This is a genomic window from Salibacterium salarium (genome assembly GCF_030813635.1).
Taxonomy (GTDB): Bacteria; Bacillota; Bacilli; order Bacillales; family Marinococcaceae; genus Salibacterium; species Salibacterium salarium.
On sequence record NZ_JAUSUM010000002.1, the window covers coordinates 959243 to 977382 of the forward strand.

Consider the following 18140-nt stretch of genomic DNA (forward strand, 5'->3'; position numbering starts at 1 on the left):
AATGCTATGATTCATCCACTTAAAATCATTTCATATTTCTAATATACAAGCAGAAATTTTTCAAACACTTCGTTGCCTAACAGTTTTCCGTTTTTTGTAAGATGAAGAGAGTCACCGGAGTCATAAAGCAACTCTCGTTCTAATAAGTCATGAATCACTTCCGGAAAAATAGTGTAGTACGATGTTTGAAACTTGCTTTCAAACCTGTCTGCTCTCACACCTTCTTTCATTCTAAGACCCATAAACATTTCTTCTTCCATCATTTCTGTCTTTGGTACCTCATGACTTTCTTTTACTGCTGATTCACCGTTTTCAATTGCCTTAATATAATGTGGAAGTGGACCGATGTTTGCATACCTTGTTCCATCTAAATAACCATGAGCTCCTGCACCGAACCCGTAATACTCGTTATTTTTCCAATATGTTTTATTGTGTTCACTATCCATCCCATATTTAGAGAAATTACTTATTTCGTAGGCGGTATACCCGGCATTGTGTAATCCTGAAACTAACACTTCATACATCTCTGCTTCCGTATCTTCAGGCAACGGTTGAATTTTACCCTGTCGATACCAATTATAAAACATAGTTTTTTCTTCGATTTTCAAAGAATATGCTGATATGTGTGGAATATCTAGTTCAAGTGTTTTCGAAATGGTATCTTTCCATATTTCCATCGTTTGTTCAGGTAACCCGAACATCAAATCAATCGAGATGTTTTCAAAGCCAACAGACTTTGCTAAATCTATAGTTTCGACAGCTTCTTGGGCTGAATGTCCTCTACCTATCTTTTCTAATAACTTATCATTAAAACTTTGTACACCTATACTTAAACGATTAACACCAGCAGCGCGCATCATTTTCAGTTTGTCACGATCCACTTCGCCGGGATTAACTTCAACGGTAAATTCCCGCACCTGTTCTGGATTCCTAACAAGTGTATTTACATCATCAAGTACTTGTTTCAATTGCTGCTCATTTAACGCTGTCGGAGTACCTCCGCCTATATAGATTGTTTCAATCGAAGGTTTTTCATCCATCGATATCACACGTTTCATTTCTTCATTCAATACCTCTACGTATTTATCCACTGGTTGATTTTTAATATAAAATTTATTGAAATCACAATAAAAACATATTTGTTCACAAAAAGGAATGTGGACATATATCGAGGAAGCCGCCATGTAATCACCTTCTTTTTGTCCTCCAGTTGGACGAATTAATCCTCATCCATTCGAAGAACAGACATAAATGCTTCTTGTGGTACATCTACTTTTCCTACACTTTTCATACGCCGCTTACCTTCTTTTTGTTTTTCAAGGAGTTTTCTTTTTCTAGTAACGTCACCACCATAACATTTTGACAACACGTTTTTACGCATCGCCTTTATGTTAGAACGAGCAATAACATTATTTCCAATTGTCGCTTGAACAGGTACTTCAAATTGCTGACGCGGGATTAATTCTTTTAATTTATCAACAATCGATTTTCCACGCTCGTAAGCAAAATCTCTGTGCACAATCACAGACAGGGCGTCAACTATTTCTCCATTTAATAAAATATCCATCTTCACGAGGTTCGATTCTCTATACCCGATGAATTCATAATCAAACGAAGCATATCCTTTTGTATTAGATTTCAATTGATCAAAAAAGTCATAAACAATCTCGGTTAAAGGTAAGTGATAAACGATGTTCACACGGTTTTCATCCATATACTGCATATCTATAAATTCCCCGCGTTTTTTCTGACAAATATCCATAACAGCACCAACGAAATCGTTAGGAACCATTACCGTAGCTTTAACAAAAGGCTCTTCAACAGAGTCAACTTTCTGCTGATCGGGCATTTTCGATGGATTGTCAATTTCAAGTACTTCTCCGTCTGTTAAATAAACATTATAAACAACGCTAGGTGCTGTTGTTATTAACCCGATGCCATACTCTCGTTCGATTCGTTCCTGTAATATTTCCATATGCAAAAGACCCAAAAAGCCGCAACGGAAACCGAAACCCAGTGCTTGAGAGGATTCAGCTTCATATTGAAGCGAACTGTCATTCAATTCCAACCTTTCCAGAGCATCTCTTAAAGCGTTGTAATCATTAGAATCAATCGGGTGCATACCACAAAAGACCATCGGATTCATTGTCTTATAACCAGGCAGCGGCTTTTCAGCAGGCTTATTAGCATGTGTTATCGTATCACCGACTCTAGAATCACTAACATTTTTAATGGAGGCTATCATAAATCCGACATCACCAACTGTTAATTCATCACAGACAACCGGTTTAGGAGTAAATACGCCAACTTCAGACACTTCAAACTCCTTACCTGTCTGCATCATTTGTATTTTTTCACCAGGACGTATGGTTCCTTCTATCACCCTGATATAAGCAATCACACCTCTATATGTATCATAAATAGAATCAAAAATAAGAGCTTGCAACGGCTCTTCCGGATTTCCAGATGGTGCTGGGATTTTTTCTACAATCTGTTTGAGAACTTCATCCGTTCCAAGTCCACTCTTGGCTGAAGCAAGTACAGCGTCAGACGCATCTATCCCGATAACATCTTCAATTTCTTGTTTGATTTTTTCTGGCTCAGCACTTGGCAGGTCTACCTTATTAATGACAGGAATAATTTCCAAATCGTTATCAACAGCTAGATAAACATTGGCTAACGTTTGTGCTTCAATTCCTTGTGAGGCATCTACAATAAGAAGAGCTCCTTCACAAGCCGCTAAACTTCGGGATACCTCGTATGAGAAATCGACGTGCCCCGGTGTGTCAATCAAATGAAATGTGTACTCCTCACCGTCCGTGTGAGTATATTTCAAATGAACAGAGTTTAACTTAATCGTAATACCTCGTTCTCTTTCTAAATCCATAGCATCCAACATTTGATCTTTCATTTCTCTTTCCGGTAAAGACCTTGTCGTTTCTAAGATTCTATCCGCAAGTGTCGACTTACCGTGATCAATATGAGCGATGATAGAGAAGTTTCTAATTTTCTTTTGTCTTGCGTCTCTTTGTTCATGATTCATTATTTGATCACTCCTGATTAGAATAAACCATCGAAAACTTTCAATGATTTCCCCGTACTAAAAACACTAATTTTAATTATACCAACGGGCGGCCGGCACTTCAATAACAAGCATACTAATTCACGACGTGGATTCGAAGATGTCCAATGTATCACCTATATTAGAAAAAATATTAACGACGTCTTCTTGCTTCATTTGATCCTGACGCTTTAACAAATCCTTTGATAAATCAGTTTGTTCTTTTTCTGACTTTACTGTCTGCTGAGAGGTTTCAGTTTTTGAATCAACTAAAGTATCCATATCAATGTTCTGCCAATGTATTTGAGAATACTGAAAACCGGTTATCATACCTCCCATAAATAAAATGCCTGCCACACAAATAACGGTCAGAAATTTCATCGTTTTACTCCCCTTCCTCTTTGGATTCGAAATATTGTTCACTAATTACTTCTGCTAATTTATCTGCCGTACGGTATGTTTCATTTAATGAGTTTTCAACCCCGCCTACTTCGATAAGAATCGATTTCTCAGAAAGGTCTTGATTGTAGCGACCGTTTGCACCGACTCCACCTTTAGTAAGCACCCCTCTGCTTATTCCTGGGTATTTGTCATTTAATCTATGGTGTAGATCTGTCGCCATTTCTAAATTCTTCTCATAATGAGGATTGTTTTCACCAATAACAAAATATGTTCTTGCAACCGTCTCTCCATTAATTGTAGCTGTGGTGATATCTCGTGGCTGTGAATCCCTGTGTAAATCAAAAAATAATTCTAATTGATCGTTTTCTTCAATCGCTTCTTGCAGTACTGTTCTAGACACATCGTAGGATTGCGGAAATTCCCAACCCTTTTCATGGAGTCTTTTTTCAATATCTGTTTTATCTACTGTCGTTCCTATGCCTTGTTTTTCTAGCTGTTCTCCCAATCTTTGCCCTACCATCGTTATATTCACATCTGAATGAAAGGCGTTTTCTGTCCCTTCTTCTAATTCCGGTAAATATGATTCCCGACTATGAGAGTGAATAATATGGGCGATTGTCTCATTTGTTTGCGATTCATTGTCCACTTCTTGGTCAGAATCGTCCATAATCTCTAATCTATCAGCCGTTGCTTCTCTTTCTTCGAGCAAAACTTCTAAAGGAGGAGCTGATTCTATCGGCATATTTGTAAAATCCGCCCCATCACCAGCTACTACTATTTTTCCATCAAAAGATGCAAAACCCGGGATTTCTCGTCCCAGTAATGTTCTTGGTTCATGAAAATCTAATTTTGTTGCGAATTCAAACAACATGTTAGAAATTGATTCGGTTTCTACATCTAAGCCATTTATAAAATACCGATTTTCATAAGTGAACAACGAAATCAGCAATTCCTTTTGTACTTCTGAACTCCACGTATGTAATTGACGAGACGAAAATATACTTTCGTCTTCAGATGACGTTAACACTGCTATAATAAACATCACTAGTAAATAACCAGCCATGCCTGTCATTATTATCTTCCTAATGCTTGTACGTTTTTTGGGTAAGCCTCTTCTTCCTTTGTTTTTATATACCATGGTTTTCCCTCCTGCCTCTAATCTATGAACGAAATATAATAGATTAGAACTGCAGAAAGTAATTTAAGAGAAAAGCCGTTCTCTAATGATGGAGAACGACTTAATCTGGCTTAATGGTTTATTTTGTATATGTCCCTGTACTTTCTTGTGAAATGCTTTCATGAAGGGCTGCATTTAGTCCTTCTGCAATTACATTTGCCATGTCTCTCATAAATACATCCACTTCTTTAGGGGTAACCATTAAATTATGACCCATTGGTGCGAGCACTTCCTGAATTAGCTGTCTTTTTTCCATTTCTTCCAATCCCCCTACCATGCCGAGCATAGCCTTGCGTTTCTCTTCATTAGGCATATCTTCTTCAGTTAGTTCCTTTTTTTCTCCAAAAACCATACCTGCTGGAGTTAAGGCTTTACTCGCAGAGTCTTTTGTGTCCATTTCCTTTCCTAAATGTTTTAATATAAAGTCAATTGTATCGCTAGTAATCGAAACGGCATCAACTACAGTTGGAATACCAATAGCAATAACAGGAATACCAAGCGTTTCTTTACTTAATTCTTTTCGTTCATTTCCAACCCCTGATCCAGGATGAATCCCCGTATCCGACATTTGAATCGTTGTGTTCACCCGTTCGACAGACCGAGATGCTAACGCATCAACCGCAATAATGAAATCAGGGTTTGTTTTGTCAATAATTGCCGAAATAATATCGCTCGTTTCTACCCCGGTCAACCCCATCACACCTGGTGAAAAGGCACTAACAGGGCGAAATCCTTCTTCCACTTGTTCTGGCGCTTCTTTAAAAAGATGTCTTGTAATAACTAGTTTATCTACTACCATAGGTCCTAGTGCATCGGGAGTCACATTCCAATTTCCCAATCCTGTTATTAAGCAGGAAGCATCTTTAGTTATACCAAGCTGTTTGATAAAGGCGGCAAACTCTTTAGCAAAAACATCTTCCACTGCTTGTTGCAGTTCTGTGTCTTGTTTACGAACACCTTGGGCTTCAAAGGTTAAATATTCTCCTGCTTTTTTACCTGTTTTTTCTGCACCCGCTTCATCAATACGAACCTTTGTTATTTTTACTCCTCTTTCCTTTTTTTCATGGACACGTACTCCTGTACTTTTATCCTGTTGTTCATCACCCTGTATTTCTTTTTCTTCTAAAAGTTCTTTTTCTTCAATCGCCAAATCTGTACGGACAGAATATTTAGAGAGGTCTAACTCCATAACAGCACCTACTTTCTATTCCTTTAAAGGCGTTCCTGGTAAGGTTTCTTCTTATTGTGTTACCTGATTTACTATTTATTCGTCTTGCACGACATTTTGTTTTTTGATAGAATCCTCTTGTGTTCTTATCAACGGTTTATGGATGGAACAGAACAAGGAGGTGACAAATATGCCAAATATTAAATCAGCAAAAAAACGCGTAATCGTTAATGAACAAAAGCGCACAAAACAGCACGCTTTTAAATCTGCGATGCGCTCGACTGTAAAGGAATTTAATAAAAAAGCCGACAACAACGATGTTGAGGGAGCGAAAGAACTTCTTCAGCTTGCTACGAAAAAAGTAGACAAAGCGGCTGATAAAAAAATGATTCACAAAAACACTGCTGCTAGAACGAAAGCTAAAATGCAGCAACGTTTTAATAAAATTGCTCAATAAACAGACAAAACGACTCTTGATGAGTCGTTTTTTTTAAAAGATAAGAATGTATAAAATGTGGAGCTTTTGGTACGAAAGGAAGACTTCAGCAGGAGCGGAAGACGGGCGACTCCTGCGGAAAACGTCCCGTCTTCAACGGATGCGGGATGAAGCACATTTTAAAAAAAGGGCGGCTACACAAAGAACGGAATCTGTGGTTACCAGATTCCGTTCTTCTTACAAATTCTATAGATTAGCTAATTTTACTATACTCAATTCTAATTGCAGAGATTTTCCGAATTTTCCTGTTTTCACTTTGTAATCTGCTTCCGCTAATTCTTTCAGCACGTTTTTCAACATTAATTCATTGTATTTACTAGCTTGTCCTTCTGCTATTTTTACAGCATAAGGATGCAACTTTAGCTGTGAAGCAATTTTTTGACGAGAGTAACCCGTTTTCTTTAAATGGCTTACATGTAAAATAATTCGAAACTGCCTCGCTAGTAAAGCAAGGATTTTTATCGGTTCTTCGTTTTGCTTCATTAAATCATAATATATTCGAAGCGCTTTTTCTGACCGCCCATTCACAACATGATCCACTAACTCAAACACGTTATCCTCAAGGGTTCTGGCAACTAATTTTTCCACAATCTCTTCGTTTATTTCCCCATCTTTCTCTATGTATAACGATAATTTCTCCATTTCAGAAGAAAGCATCATCATATCTTTCCCGGCTAGTTGTATGACTTTTTGTTTTGCATCATCTGTCATATTAAAGTTCGAATCGTGTACATACGTATGAAGCCATTGCATCATGTTTTTTTCATCGAATGGATTCGCATCCAGAACTATACCTTGTTTTTTGAGCTTCTTTACTAATTTTTTTCGTTCATCGAGTTTTTCATGAGAGACCGTTACAATCATCACCGTCTCTTCCGGTGCATTATCTACATATTGTTCAAAATAACTTACATTGTGCTCTATTTTTTCTTTATCCTTCACACCGGTTAAAAAATAACAATTTCTCATAAGAATCACTCTTTTCCCTCCAAAAAAGGGCAAAGTTTCTCCCTCTTCTACAGGTAATTCAACCGGAGTTTCTTTCATATCATAAATGGAGTAATTAAAATCGCGTTCCTCTTCAGCCAGTGATGCCGAAACGATTTTTTCAATAACATTTTTTATTATATACTCTTCTGTTCCATATAATAAGTACAAAGACGAGATTTTATGTTGATTTAATTCTTTTAAAAGCTGGGTATATTCCATTTAAGTCGCACTCCAATACTGTAATCTCCTCTTTCTATCCTATCCCTGGTATTATTATTTCGCAACATTTAGAGAAAAGGAAAGTGCTGTGTAAAAGCACTTTCCATTTATAATAAACGCTGATAAAAAGGCCTAGGATATCTTTTTATCAACGATATTCTTCTTCTCTCTTTTAGGATATCCTATGTTATCGGGGGTTATAGGTGACAACTGTTTACAGCTTGGGCAAAGTAATCCTTTCTCCACTATTCTCTGGCAGGTGCGATTTTTAATGGAAATATGGATTTTTTTGAATGGTTGTCCTATACTAGTAAGAGAAGCGTAATCGTAAGGGGGGAATATTGGTGAACCACTTTGAAAAAGACGTACAAAGCAAACGTAATGATTTCAACGATTCCGTTGTCGGTTTTGTTGTTCCTTTCATTTTCTTTACCCTGATTATGGTAATCGCCACTGTCATAGATGTTGCTGGCGGCTTCTAAAAGGTGTGTAGAAAGGCTGTAACAAGTATTGGATTTGTTACAGCTTTTTTGTATGCATACTTTTCTTAAGAACATATACTATTTGTTGTATTTTGCTGCATTTGCTTGATATTTTTCACTTTTGTTTTATCGAATCGGATTTCTATTGCCCCTCCAATATCTGTCCTGAACACTTTCACCCCATTTTCTTTCAGCGTTTGTAATGTCTCTTCATGAGGATGACCAAACCTGTTACACGTTCCGGCAGAGATAAAAGCTGCCTTTGGCTGAATATGTTCAATAAACGGTTTACTTGAAGAAGTTTTACTTCCATGATGACCTACCTTAAGCAAATCCGTTTTTAAATTTGGATATTTTTTCAAAAGCTTTCTTTCTCCCTCTTCCTCTAAATCACCTGTGAATAGCCATTTGTATCCTTCGATGTCTGCCCTGATAACAACAGATCGACCGTTTCCCGGCTCCTCCTCTCCTTCAGGCAGCAAAATGTGAAAAATTGAGTCGCCTTCCCTCCAAATGTCTCCTTCTTTCCCCCATGTAATCGGTACTTGCTTCTCATTATGAAGGTATTCTAAAAATTGTATCTCTTCTTCTTTATACTCTTCTCCTTTGCCATAAATGACTTCGTGTATTTTCATTTCTTCGGCCGTTTTATATAGCCCTCCATAATGATCCACGTCTCCATGTGTGACAATTAGTTTATTTATCGACGATATCCCTTTCGCCTTCAAATAAGGGACAATGACTCGGTCTCCCGGATCGTAAGGATTATTTTTTTCTTCCCATAGTTCTTTTGGAAACTGGATAGTACCTCCTCCGTCAATTAAGTACACTGCTTTTCTGTATGGCAATTCAATCAGTATACTATCCCCTTGTCCAACATCTAATATTGTGATGTATCCATTTTTATCAACATAAGGGAGAATCATTTGAGCGAGGAGTACGGTGGCTAAAAGACTAATCGATCCGTATAATTTCTTACCTACTCCATATTTTTCAAGCCGGTAAAATAAACAAAAAATAAAGATAGAAAGGAAACATAAAATAATTAAAGAAGGTTTTCCAGACAAAAATTGAAGTCCGTTCCAAGATGCAGACCATTTTAATAAGTGATGGGCTTTATCTACTATAAAATCAAACGGTACAATTAGTATTGTAAATATAAGGGGAGAAATCAATGACACAATAAATAAGAGGAAAATGGAAGGTAATACAAAAAAAGGAAATAAAAGGTATAAAAAGAAGGTTTAAAATAAAACTGAGAAACGAAAATTCATAAAAATGATAAAGGACAACGGGTAAAGCAGCGATTTGCGCGATAAATGTGACTAACAGAGAAGCTTCACGTTTCCTTTTAGATTTTAATAACGGCCAAGACAATAACAAAGAACCGCTGATTAAAAAAGAAAGCTGAAATCCAACGTGAAAAATATAATACGGATGAAGAAACAATAGAAACATTATAAAAAATGCCAGTACTGAAAATGGATCACACCTCGCAAGCCCTGTTTTTCTCCATAGTAAAAATATTAATAACACAGAAGATGCGCGTATAACCGAAGGAGCAGCACCAGCTGTTAAAATATAAACGGGAAGCATGAATACAAGCACCCATTCACTCACTTCTCTAGTTAAACCAAGCCGGATCAACCCATAATATATAGTCGTCGATATCAGTCCGACGTGAAGCCCCGATACAGCTAATAAATGAATAAGACCCAACTTTTGATAATGGCTTTCCGTGTCAGCATCTAGCAAATGTCTTTCACCAAAAATAAGGGCCGCTGCTATACCTTTTAACGATGAAGGAAAAGTAGTATCAATCCACTGAATGCCATCGTGTCTCCACTTTTTTATTATATAAAATATATGTCGTGTTTTATTCTCATTACAGTGAATATCGTCCATAGAAGACACTTCAAACGTCCAATGAATATATTTATATTTCAAGTAATCAGCGTAATGAAAAGCATAAAAATTGTTAGGAGGGGAAGGACGAATCATCTTACCTTCTAACGTACACTGTACGCCCGGAGAAAAATTTGCCAGAGAAAAAGTGTCTTTATATTCATCTAAAAAAAGGGTTACTGCTATTTTTTCGTCACGGTTGCTTTTTAACTCAAGTTGCACTTGATTTCCATCCCTATACGGACCATCGTGTATGATTCCGTGCAGGATACTTTCATCTCCTTTAAATGTGGAGACATTCGTATGTTCTGTCCATTCGGCTCTCAGAAAAAATAAGATAAACACAATGAGCAACAAGGCAACAATGATTCGTATCTTTTTGAAAAAAATGATACCTAAAAGAAAGGCGGTCGCAATAGTAACAGCTGCTACGGTTACATGTTGAAACGACAAAATTAACGCAACGATCGCAGTGACAGGATAATATATTATATTTTTACTCAAAACATCACCTGACTTTTCAGTAACGTTTGTCCTAACTGTTATGACTCGTGTTTAAAATATCTTTCTTTAATCAGCAGTTATGAATTCATTGAGCTGTTCTAGGGACTTCTCACCAATACCTGACACAGACTGAAGATCCTCTTCTGATTGAAATAAACCATGTTCCTCTCGATAACTTATAATTGCTTCCGCTTTTGCCGGTCCAACACCAGGCAGCGTTTCTAACTCTTCGCGATCGGCATAATTAATACGCACTTTATCGTTTTGTTCAGAATTATTCGGATTTATTTCACTTTCCGTTCCTTGTTTTGGAACATAGATTATCATTTCATCATAGACCCGCTCTGCAAAGTTTACTTGTACCGGATCCGCATCTTCTAATAAACCGCCAGCTAAATCAATCGCATCAATCACTCTCTCTCCTTCCTTAATATCGTAAACACCAGGGGAATTCACTTCCCCTTTCACATCAACGACAACATGTTGAACAACTTTATTTTCTTCCACTGATTCTTCCTTATCTGTCGTTTCACCAGTTGTTTCTGCTGATAATTCTTGTAAAAAATCTTCTTCCCTTTCCGTTTTATCTGTTTGAAAAAAGAATGAAATAGATAAACCTACGATAATAGATAGTGCGATAATACCTGTTACCAAGACAAAGGGTTGTTTCCATTTCATTTATTTTGCTCCTTTTAAAATGATTGTAGAATGTTCAGTCGATTTGTCACATATAGTGTAGGGAAAAGCATGAAGTAGAAGAATGTCTTAAGGAGGGAATTAGTGTGACTAATATTGGTATCGTGGGCACTGGGAATATGGGAGGAATGTTGGCGGAAGTAATGATGAACCAACAAAGTATTCCTCAACAGCAAATGTACATTTATAATCGAACGAAAGAGAGGAGCACCGAACTACAGACAAGATATCCGAGCTTAAATATTACGCAGGATATACGGGAATTACTTTCAAAAACCGAAACTGTATTCCTATGCGTAAGGCCCAATCAATATAAATCGTTGGTGAACGAATTAAAAAAACATTTAACTTTAGAGCATATTGTAGCCACTATCACAAGTCCTGTATCGTTAAAAGACTTAGAAACACTTCCGGCAAGAAGAATAGTCAGAACAGTCCCGACTATACTCAATCGAACAGGAAAAGCACCATTATTATTGACATTTGGAAATCATTGGACGAACAAAGAAAAGACTTTATTTGAGCAGTGGCTCCAAACATTTTCTGAACCAATCTCTATCACTGACGACACATTACGAATTTCGAGTGACTTCATAAGTTGCGGTCCTGCTTTTATCAGTTATTTACTCGAACAATTTATACTTGCTGGAGTGAAAGAAACAAATATTACTGTGGAGGATGCTGAAATCTTAACCGAGAAAATGATCGTCTCATACGGTCATTTGTTGGAGGAAGGTCATTTTAATTTTCAAGGATTAAGGGAAAAAGTAAATGTTCCAGGAGGTATCACGGGGAAAGGGCTAAAAGTATTAGAAAAATTCAGTGAAGGAATGTTTGAAGAGCTCATTCAAGAGACACACCACAAATATGCCGAAGACAAAAAAGAAATGGCTACACTCTTTCAGGGGAAGACAGACATGTAACAAAGGCGGTTTCTACCGTCTTTGTTACTAGTTTACTTCTTTTCTCGAATTTGTACAATCTTTTTTTGCTACAAAGAAAATTCTTTCGCTGTCTTCTGCCGGTTCGTCAAACGAAAAGTCGGCGTATATTCCAATAACTTCAAAACCTGCTTCCTCTAAAAAAGTTTGATAAACGGGAATCGGAAATGTTTTTTGGACATGAAGTTCATCATGACGTTCATAATGCCCTTTCTGTTGTTTTATAAAAAAGGATAATTCATGTTCGACTTCCCCTTTTTCTTCTGTAGGAAAGGAATTCCATATATAAGAAACATCATCTGCTGCATCAGCAAAGCTAAAATCATGAAGGACATTCTCTACATAATAAAGAGAGTGAACATCAAAAATCAATGTTCCCCCTTTATTTAAATGGGTATAAAATGACTGAAAAGCCGTTCGTACATCATCTTCCTCTAGTAAATAATTCAAGGAATCACACAATACAACAATACTATCATAATCACCGCCCGCATGAATATTTCTCATATCTTGATGCAATAATAGCGGTTTATACCCTTGTTGCTCTGTTTTTGCTCTAGCAATCGACAACATATCTTCAGACATATCTAAACCATGAGCATTATACCCAGCTTGAAGCAGTGAATATAAAATGGTTCCAGTCCCACAGCCAACATCTAAAATAACTGGTGACGATTCACATTGCTTTTGAAAAACTTGCGTTAACCAATCCACCCAAGTCTTATAAGGGGCATCTTCCATCAAACAATCATATACACCAGCAAACGCGCTATATGTTTTCATTTTTGGGGGGTCTCCTCTACGTTGAAACTGTATCTAACTGTACTTGCGATGCATCTCCCCAAAGTTTTTCCAAGTTATAGTAATGACGTTCATCCTTATGGAAAACATGCACAATAACATCGCCTAAATCAATAAGAATCCACTTTGCCTCATCGAAACCTTCGAGCCTTTTTACTTCTTGCTCTTGTTCTTGTGCTTTCTTTTTTATATCTCGAGCTATAGCCTGTACTTGCTTATGAGAATTACCTTGCCCTATCAAAAAATAATCTGCAATAAGAGAAATTCCTCTCATATCCAAGGCAACTAAATGCTCTGCTTTTTTTTCATCCGCTGCATTTGCAGCCAGTTCTAACAGTTCTTTACCTTCCATTCGATTCATCAGCCTCCATTTTTTTCTTTTTTAAAATCATATCATTATAGGTGGAGAGTGTTTCCGGAAAAACAGGTTGATTTTTTTTCATTAAAAATGTGATGGTATTGCGAAGTGCCATAATAATTGCTCCATCTATACTGCGTTTTGCTTCTTCCCTTGTTTCTTCAACACTCGGAAATTTTCTGTTCGGTTCAATATAATCAGCCAAAAATATAACCTTTTCCATGGCACTCATATTTACTTTTCCTGTAGTATGCCAATAGATTGCCGATAGTATTTCCTCATCACTAATTCCGATTTCTTTTTCTACTAAATAAGAACCTGCAGGGGCATGAAGCAATTCATCCCCGTATGTAATGAACTTATTATCCCAATTTTGATCTGTGATAATTTGCCGCATTTCTTGTTTAGGACGAAATTTAGCATAATCATGAAAAATCGCTGCTAATTCCACTTTTTCATGATCAACGTCTTCTCTTTCCGCTAATTTCAATGCACTGTCCCTTACCCCTAATGTATGAACATAACGGTGTTCTGTCAAATGTGGTTTCACTAATTCTAATGCTTCTTTTCTATCCATAAATATTTTTCTCCTTAATAAACTTCCAAACGGAGTCAGGAATATAGTAACGGATATTTTTCCCTGATTGATGTCTTTCCCTTACAACTGTTGAAGAAATATCAACTTGTGGCATTTTTATATATTTCATTTCTTTTAAGTCAATTGGTTGAATCGAATAACCGGGACGATCAATGACTGCGAATGTTACTAAGTTTTTAAGCTTCTCAATGTCCTTCCATAAATGAAGCTGCTCCGCCATGTCTCCACCAATGATAAAATAAAATGACGTTTCAGGGTGGGCCGTTTTTAACGCCTCTACCGTTTCTAATGTGTAAGAAGGCCCTTTTCTTTCCAATTCAATTGTAGATACTTGAAACTGATTGTTTCCCTCAATCGCTTTTTCTGTCATTTCTAAACGTTCTGCTGGAGTCGCCATATGTTCTCTCGTTTTATGAGGAGGAGAATATACAGGTATAAACCAGACTTCATCTAATTGAAGAACCGTTAAAGCTTCCTGAGCTATCATCAAGTGGGCATTATGAGGCGGATCAAATGTTCCGCCAAATAAGCCGATTTTCGTATGCATCATTTATACCCCTTTTTTACGAAGGCAGTTCAATCGTTTTATTTTCAACAGATTCTTTATACAATACAATGGTGTTGCCGATGATTTGCACAACTTCGGCTTTTGCTCCTGATGAAAGAAGATTTGCAACCGACTTCTTATCATCCATACAATTTTGTAAAATATTCAATTTTATAAGTTCTCTAGCTTCCAAAGCATCTGCCGTTTGTTTGATTAAATTCTCACTCACCCCTGATTTACCAATTTGAAAGATAGGTTTCATCGAGTGAGCTCTACTTCGTAAATAACGTTTTTGTTTACCGGTTAACAAGTTTATTTCCCTCCAAGATGTTGCATTACAACATCATTCATTCTATTTAAATCAGGCCATACACCAGTCCATTTATAAAAAGCAAAAGCACCTTGTCCTACAAACATACCTACACCATTTAAAGTGTCAGCACCATTACTCTCTGCTTCAGCAAGCCACTTTGTTTTTAAAGGATTATAAATCAAATCACTGCACAAACAGTTTTCTTTCAGATTATCGGTCCTCCATGGTGTTTTATCTGTTTCAGGTGACATACCTACCGAGGTTGTATTTATGATAATATCATAAGCAGGAGTTTCCTTTTCTGCCTCCTCTGTCGTTAGTACACTTATATTTGAATGGTGAGGCACACGCTCTTTCAAAGATTCTGCTTTAGAATACGTTCGATTGGTTATCGCCAAATGACGCACTCCCTCGAAGGATAGCGCTGTTACGACAGCTCTTGCAGCACCACCAGCACCAATCACTAATATATTCGAATCCTTTAAAGTATCTCCGGTTTTGTTCAACAATGATTCAACATAACCGCGACCATCAGTATTATATCCTATCCATTTATCATTTTGGTTGACCACAGTATTCACAGCTCCAATGATCTGAGCTTCTTCATCCACTTCATCAAGGTATTTCATCACTTCAATTTTATGGGGAACAGTCACGTTAAAACCTGAAATACCCAGCGCCTTAAATCCTTCTACCGCCTCTTTCAAATTTTCCGGAAGAACATTGAAAGCATGGTAAAAGAAAGGAAAATCATGATTTGAAAATTGATCGTTTTGCATAACTGGTGATAACGAATGTCCAATCGGATAACCAAGCAGCCCAAATAACTTTTCTGCTCTCATCTCATCTATCATTATATTATCGCCTCTCTTATTGAAACTCCTGCTCCTTTTGGAGCATAAACCGTTATGTCGGCACCAGGGTTTACAACGGTAATCCAACCTAAACCAGAAATAACAACATCTATTTTTTCCTGTTTAATGTGAAAGGAATGAGCTACAAATTCCGGCATATGCTGCAATGTTTCTTTACTAGGAGGTGCGAGCATGTCACCTGCTTTAGCCGCATAAAGGTCATCTGCCTTTTCTAATTTTGTGCGGTGAATGAGTAGATCATTGGCAAAAAACGCAACAAAAGAGTTCGGTTCTCCTTTTGTAAAATCCAGTCGAGCCAATCCGGCAATAAACAATGATTGCTGTTCATTTAATTGATAAACTCTTGGTTTGATTTCTTTAGCCGGTGTCATTTGCTTCAATTCTTTATTATTTACAAAATGAGCCATCTGCTTATTATTAATAATACCAGGTGTATCATAAAGCTTACTACCATCATCAAGTGGTATATCAATCATATCAAGCGTTGTCCCAGGGAAATAAGAAGTAGTAATTAATTGTTCTTCATCGCCACCAAATTGTTGAATTAATACATTGATAAAAGTCGATTTTCCTACATTCGTACAACCAGTTATGTAGACATCCTTTCCTCCTCGCAATGCATCTATTTTAGAAGCGGACTCTTCTACACTTCGCTTTTTTTCGGCACTAATTAACAATACATCTCTTACTTTCAAACCTTGTTCTTTCGCTTCTCTTCTGACCCAGTCTTTCAGTTTGTTTTCATTAACTGATTTCGGCAGTAAATCAATTTTATTAACTAATAAAAGAACATCATTACTACCGACATACCTTTGAAAACCCGGAATCCAGCTTCCCTCAAAATCAAAAACGTCCACGATTTTGACGACTAACGCCTTACGTTTCCCTAACTCATGAAGCTTATTTGTAAAATCAGTATTCTCTAAAGGTACGTCTTGCACTTCATTGTAATGTTTCAGACGAAAACAACGCTGGCATATAACAACTTCTCTTTCCAAAGCTGATGGTGGGGTGTAACCAGCTTGTGTTTGATCATCCGTTTGAATAGCTGCACCACAGCCTGCACATATTAAATCTTCTTGACTCATCTTCATTCCTCCCACTGTATAAGACCTTTTCGTTTTAGCTTGCTAAGTACTCTTCTTTCAACTTTTCTATTCAACTTCGTAAAAAAACCGTCACCTTTTCCTACAGGAACGACTAAAACAGTATAAAAACCAGCTCTATTACCGCCAACGACGTCAGTTAATACTTGGTCTCCCATGACAACGACTTCGCTTTTTTTTAATCCCATGTTTTTGCAAGCCTTACGAAAGGCTTTCCCCATAGGCTTTTTTGCAGAATGAATAAATTGAATACCTGTAGGTTCCGAAAAGGTACTAACACGTTCTTTATTATTATTGGAAACAATGGTGACTTGAAACCCCTGCTGTTTAACAAAATACATCCAATCAAGCAACTCGGGAGTAGCTTCAGGTCTATCCCACTCTACCAATGTGTTATCAAGGTCCGTAATAATACCTTTAATGTTTCGTTTGGTTAAATCCTCAAGATTTAAGTCATATACGGAAGGTAAATATTCATTAGGTACGAAGTACTTAAACACAGCGCAACTCCTTCCTTTTTATATGTTACGTACAAACATCCACTAAACTGAAAGTATATCGTTAATGGCTTCTTTTTTCAAACCATTTAGATACCGAAAAGTTTTCGACATATTTTGGAATTGACGCAAATGTGGATAACTTTTTTGATTTTCCAAAATCCTTTTAAATTCATCATTCGAGTATATTTTTTGTTATTTATGAACAACTTATCCACGGATGAATGTGGATAAAACGAACGGTTGTTCTCTTCTTGACACCATGATACACTGACTATACAATCAGTTGGAAAAACCAACCTGTTCCTATTTTTTCAAACGTACATCTATATGAGATTGCAAACATAAACATGCACATTTGTTTCACTATTACATTTTTTGCTGATCAAGGAGGTGTTTTGTCTTCTCATGAGACAATTATCGGACGAATTATTAATTGAAGCGTACGAAAAAGCTCTTCGTCTTCAACTAAATGATGACTTTATCTTATTAATGGAAGAAGAAATAAAAAAACGTTCGTTGCAAGAAAAATATATCAAGCAAGCTATCACTCTTTAATACCAGTGCCACTGTTTCAATAACTAGCAATTGCGCTGTAACAGATATAAAATACGTCTACATTTCATTCACATTCTTTTTCCATGGAAAAGCCTTTCCGAATTTAACCGGAAAGGCTTTTTATTTTTACGTATTCCCTAGGTTCAAACGAATCTTTTTCTATCGGCGTGTTCGTTAACGACAAAGAATCTTTTGTTGAATAGAATTTTTCTACTCTTTTTTGTTCAACATAATCATTAGCCGCCCAGCCGCCGGCTAAAAACGTTATCAATAATATGAAGAACAATACACCATTCAATCCGTTTTTATTAGTCATGTTGTTGCACCCTTTTTAGTATTTTCTCTTAGTGTGAAATAAAAGTCAGTAAATTATTCACAAAATTTTTAACATCGTGTTTCTACCTATATTAGAATAAGCCGTATTTCCTGAAAAACCAGCAACTCAA

The 18140-nt window shown here is 36.8% G+C and carries 22 protein-coding genes; 4 read left to right on the top strand and 18 right to left on the bottom strand.

Going from position 1 to position 18140, the window contains the following annotated elements:
- Positions 1-38: 38 nt before the first annotated feature.
- The 5 genes from hemW to gpr all read right to left on the bottom strand — a co-directional run bounded on the left by hemW (position 39) and on the right by gpr (position 5829).
- Positions 39-1184 carry a radical SAM family heme chaperone HemW gene (hemW, locus tag J2S78_RS10825; RefSeq protein ID WP_306898487.1) on the bottom strand — a complete coding sequence of 382 codons (1146 nt, stop codon included), beginning with the start codon at positions 1182-1184 and terminating at the stop codon, positions 39-41.
- A 35-nt stretch (positions 1185-1219) separates the two neighbouring features.
- A complete protein-coding gene (gene lepA / locus J2S78_RS10830) occupies positions 1220-3043 on the bottom strand; it encodes a translation elongation factor 4 (protein WP_370871557.1) in 1824 nt (607 codons plus the stop codon).
- A gap of 120 nt (positions 3044-3163) precedes the next feature.
- Complete coding sequence (locus J2S78_RS10835; RefSeq protein ID WP_306898488.1) at positions 3164-3442, bottom strand: hypothetical protein; 279 nt, start codon at positions 3440-3442, stop codon at positions 3164-3166.
- Between the two features lie 4 nt (positions 3443-3446).
- The gene (gene spoIIP, locus J2S78_RS10840) at positions 3447-4601 is read right to left on the bottom strand and encodes a stage II sporulation protein P (RefSeq protein WP_306898490.1); all 1155 of its coding nucleotides are present in this window, start codon (positions 4599-4601) and stop codon (positions 3447-3449) included.
- Between the two features lie 118 nt (positions 4602-4719).
- Positions 4720-5829, bottom strand: coding sequence for a GPR endopeptidase (gene gpr / locus J2S78_RS10845; RefSeq protein ID WP_306898491.1), 1110 nt, complete (start codon positions 5827-5829; stop codon positions 4720-4722).
- A 169-nt stretch (positions 5830-5998) separates the two neighbouring features.
- Here gpr and rpsT point away from each other — a divergent pair, with 169 nt between their 5' ends.
- Positions 5999-6265: a 30S ribosomal protein S20 gene (gene rpsT / locus J2S78_RS10850; protein ID WP_125554695.1), complete on the top strand. Its 267-nt coding sequence runs from the start codon at positions 5999-6001 to the stop codon at positions 6263-6265.
- A gap of 225 nt (positions 6266-6490) precedes the next feature.
- On the opposite strand, the gene holA is transcribed toward rpsT, so the two are convergent.
- Complete coding sequence (gene holA / locus J2S78_RS10855) at positions 6491-7513, bottom strand: DNA polymerase III subunit delta (RefSeq protein WP_306898492.1); 1023 nt, start codon at positions 7511-7513, stop codon at positions 6491-6493.
- Positions 7514-7857: 344 nt separating this feature from the next.
- On the opposite strand from holA, the gene J2S78_RS10860 reads away from it, so the two are divergent.
- The gene (locus J2S78_RS10860) at positions 7858-7995 is read left to right on the top strand and encodes a YqzM family protein (RefSeq protein WP_125554693.1); all 138 of its coding nucleotides are present in this window, start codon (positions 7858-7860) and stop codon (positions 7993-7995) included.
- A gap of 65 nt (positions 7996-8060) precedes the next feature.
- Here the strand turns inward: J2S78_RS10860 and J2S78_RS10865 are convergent, their stop codons facing one another.
- The 3 genes from J2S78_RS10865 to J2S78_RS10875 form a co-directional block, all read right to left on the bottom strand.
- Complete coding sequence (locus J2S78_RS10865; RefSeq protein ID WP_306898493.1) at positions 8061-9176, bottom strand: DNA internalization-related competence protein ComEC/Rec2; 1116 nt, start codon at positions 9174-9176, stop codon at positions 8061-8063.
- Positions 9127-10404 carry a ComEC/Rec2 family competence protein gene (locus J2S78_RS10870; RefSeq protein WP_306898494.1) on the bottom strand — a complete coding sequence of 426 codons (1278 nt, stop codon included), beginning with the start codon at positions 10402-10404 and terminating at the stop codon, positions 9127-9129. The genes J2S78_RS10865 and J2S78_RS10870 overlap by 50 nt, the downstream gene beginning before the upstream one ends.
- 66 nt (positions 10405-10470) lie before the next feature.
- The gene (locus J2S78_RS10875) at positions 10471-11082 is read right to left on the bottom strand and encodes a helix-hairpin-helix domain-containing protein (protein ID WP_306898496.1); all 612 of its coding nucleotides are present in this window, start codon (positions 11080-11082) and stop codon (positions 10471-10473) included.
- A gap of 104 nt (positions 11083-11186) precedes the next feature.
- On the opposite strand from J2S78_RS10875, the gene comER reads away from it, so the two are divergent.
- Positions 11187-12023 (top strand): late competence protein ComER, encoded by an 837-nt coding sequence (gene comER, locus J2S78_RS10880; protein ID WP_306898498.1) that lies wholly within the window; start codon positions 11187-11189, stop codon positions 12021-12023.
- A 27-nt stretch (positions 12024-12050) separates the two neighbouring features.
- Here the strand turns inward: comER and J2S78_RS10885 are convergent, their stop codons facing one another.
- The 8 genes from J2S78_RS10885 to J2S78_RS10920 are packed head-to-tail and all read right to left on the bottom strand — an operon-like array spanning position 12051 to position 17139.
- Entirely contained in the window at positions 12051-12824 is a 774-nt protein-coding gene (locus tag J2S78_RS10885; RefSeq protein WP_306898499.1) for a class I SAM-dependent DNA methyltransferase, read from the bottom strand.
- 16 nt (positions 12825-12840) lie between these two features.
- Positions 12841-13194, bottom strand: coding sequence for a ribosome silencing factor (gene rsfS, locus J2S78_RS10890; protein WP_306898501.1), 354 nt, complete (start codon positions 13192-13194; stop codon positions 12841-12843).
- A complete protein-coding gene (gene yqeK, locus J2S78_RS10895; protein WP_306898503.1) occupies positions 13184-13777 on the bottom strand; it encodes a bis(5'-nucleosyl)-tetraphosphatase (symmetrical) YqeK in 594 nt (197 codons plus the stop codon). Before yqeK ends, rsfS begins: the two co-directional genes overlap by 11 nt.
- On the bottom strand, positions 13770-14348 hold the full coding sequence (locus J2S78_RS10900) for a nicotinate-nucleotide adenylyltransferase (protein ID WP_306898505.1): 579 nt from the start codon (positions 14346-14348) through the stop codon (positions 13770-13772). Before J2S78_RS10900 ends, yqeK begins: the two co-directional genes overlap by 8 nt.
- Positions 14349-14361: 13 nt before the next feature.
- The gene (gene yhbY / locus J2S78_RS10905; protein WP_306898507.1) at positions 14362-14655 is read right to left on the bottom strand and encodes a ribosome assembly RNA-binding protein YhbY; all 294 of its coding nucleotides are present in this window, start codon (positions 14653-14655) and stop codon (positions 14362-14364) included.
- 2 nt (positions 14656-14657) lie between these two features.
- On the bottom strand, positions 14658-15512 hold the full coding sequence (gene aroE, locus J2S78_RS10910) for a shikimate dehydrogenase (RefSeq protein WP_306898508.1): 855 nt from the start codon (positions 15510-15512) through the stop codon (positions 14658-14660).
- Positions 15512-16621 carry a ribosome biogenesis GTPase YqeH gene (gene yqeH / locus J2S78_RS10915; RefSeq protein WP_306898510.1) on the bottom strand — a complete coding sequence of 370 codons (1110 nt, stop codon included), beginning with the start codon at positions 16619-16621 and terminating at the stop codon, positions 15512-15514. The genes aroE and yqeH overlap by 1 nt, the downstream gene beginning before the upstream one ends.
- A gap of 2 nt (positions 16622-16623) precedes the next feature.
- Positions 16624-17139 (bottom strand): YqeG family HAD IIIA-type phosphatase, encoded by a 516-nt coding sequence (locus tag J2S78_RS10920; RefSeq protein WP_306898512.1) that lies wholly within the window; start codon positions 17137-17139, stop codon positions 16624-16626.
- A gap of 405 nt (positions 17140-17544) precedes the next feature.
- Here J2S78_RS10920 and J2S78_RS10925 point away from each other — a divergent pair, with 405 nt between their 5' ends.
- Positions 17545-17694 (top strand): sporulation histidine kinase inhibitor Sda, encoded by a 150-nt coding sequence (locus J2S78_RS10925; RefSeq protein ID WP_306898514.1) that lies wholly within the window; start codon positions 17545-17547, stop codon positions 17692-17694.
- 103 nt (positions 17695-17797) lie between these two features.
- On the opposite strand, the gene J2S78_RS10930 is transcribed toward J2S78_RS10925, so the two are convergent.
- Positions 17798-18010: a hypothetical protein gene (locus tag J2S78_RS10930; RefSeq protein WP_306898516.1), complete on the bottom strand. Its 213-nt coding sequence runs from the start codon at positions 18008-18010 to the stop codon at positions 17798-17800.
- Positions 18011-18140 lie beyond the last annotated feature (130 nt).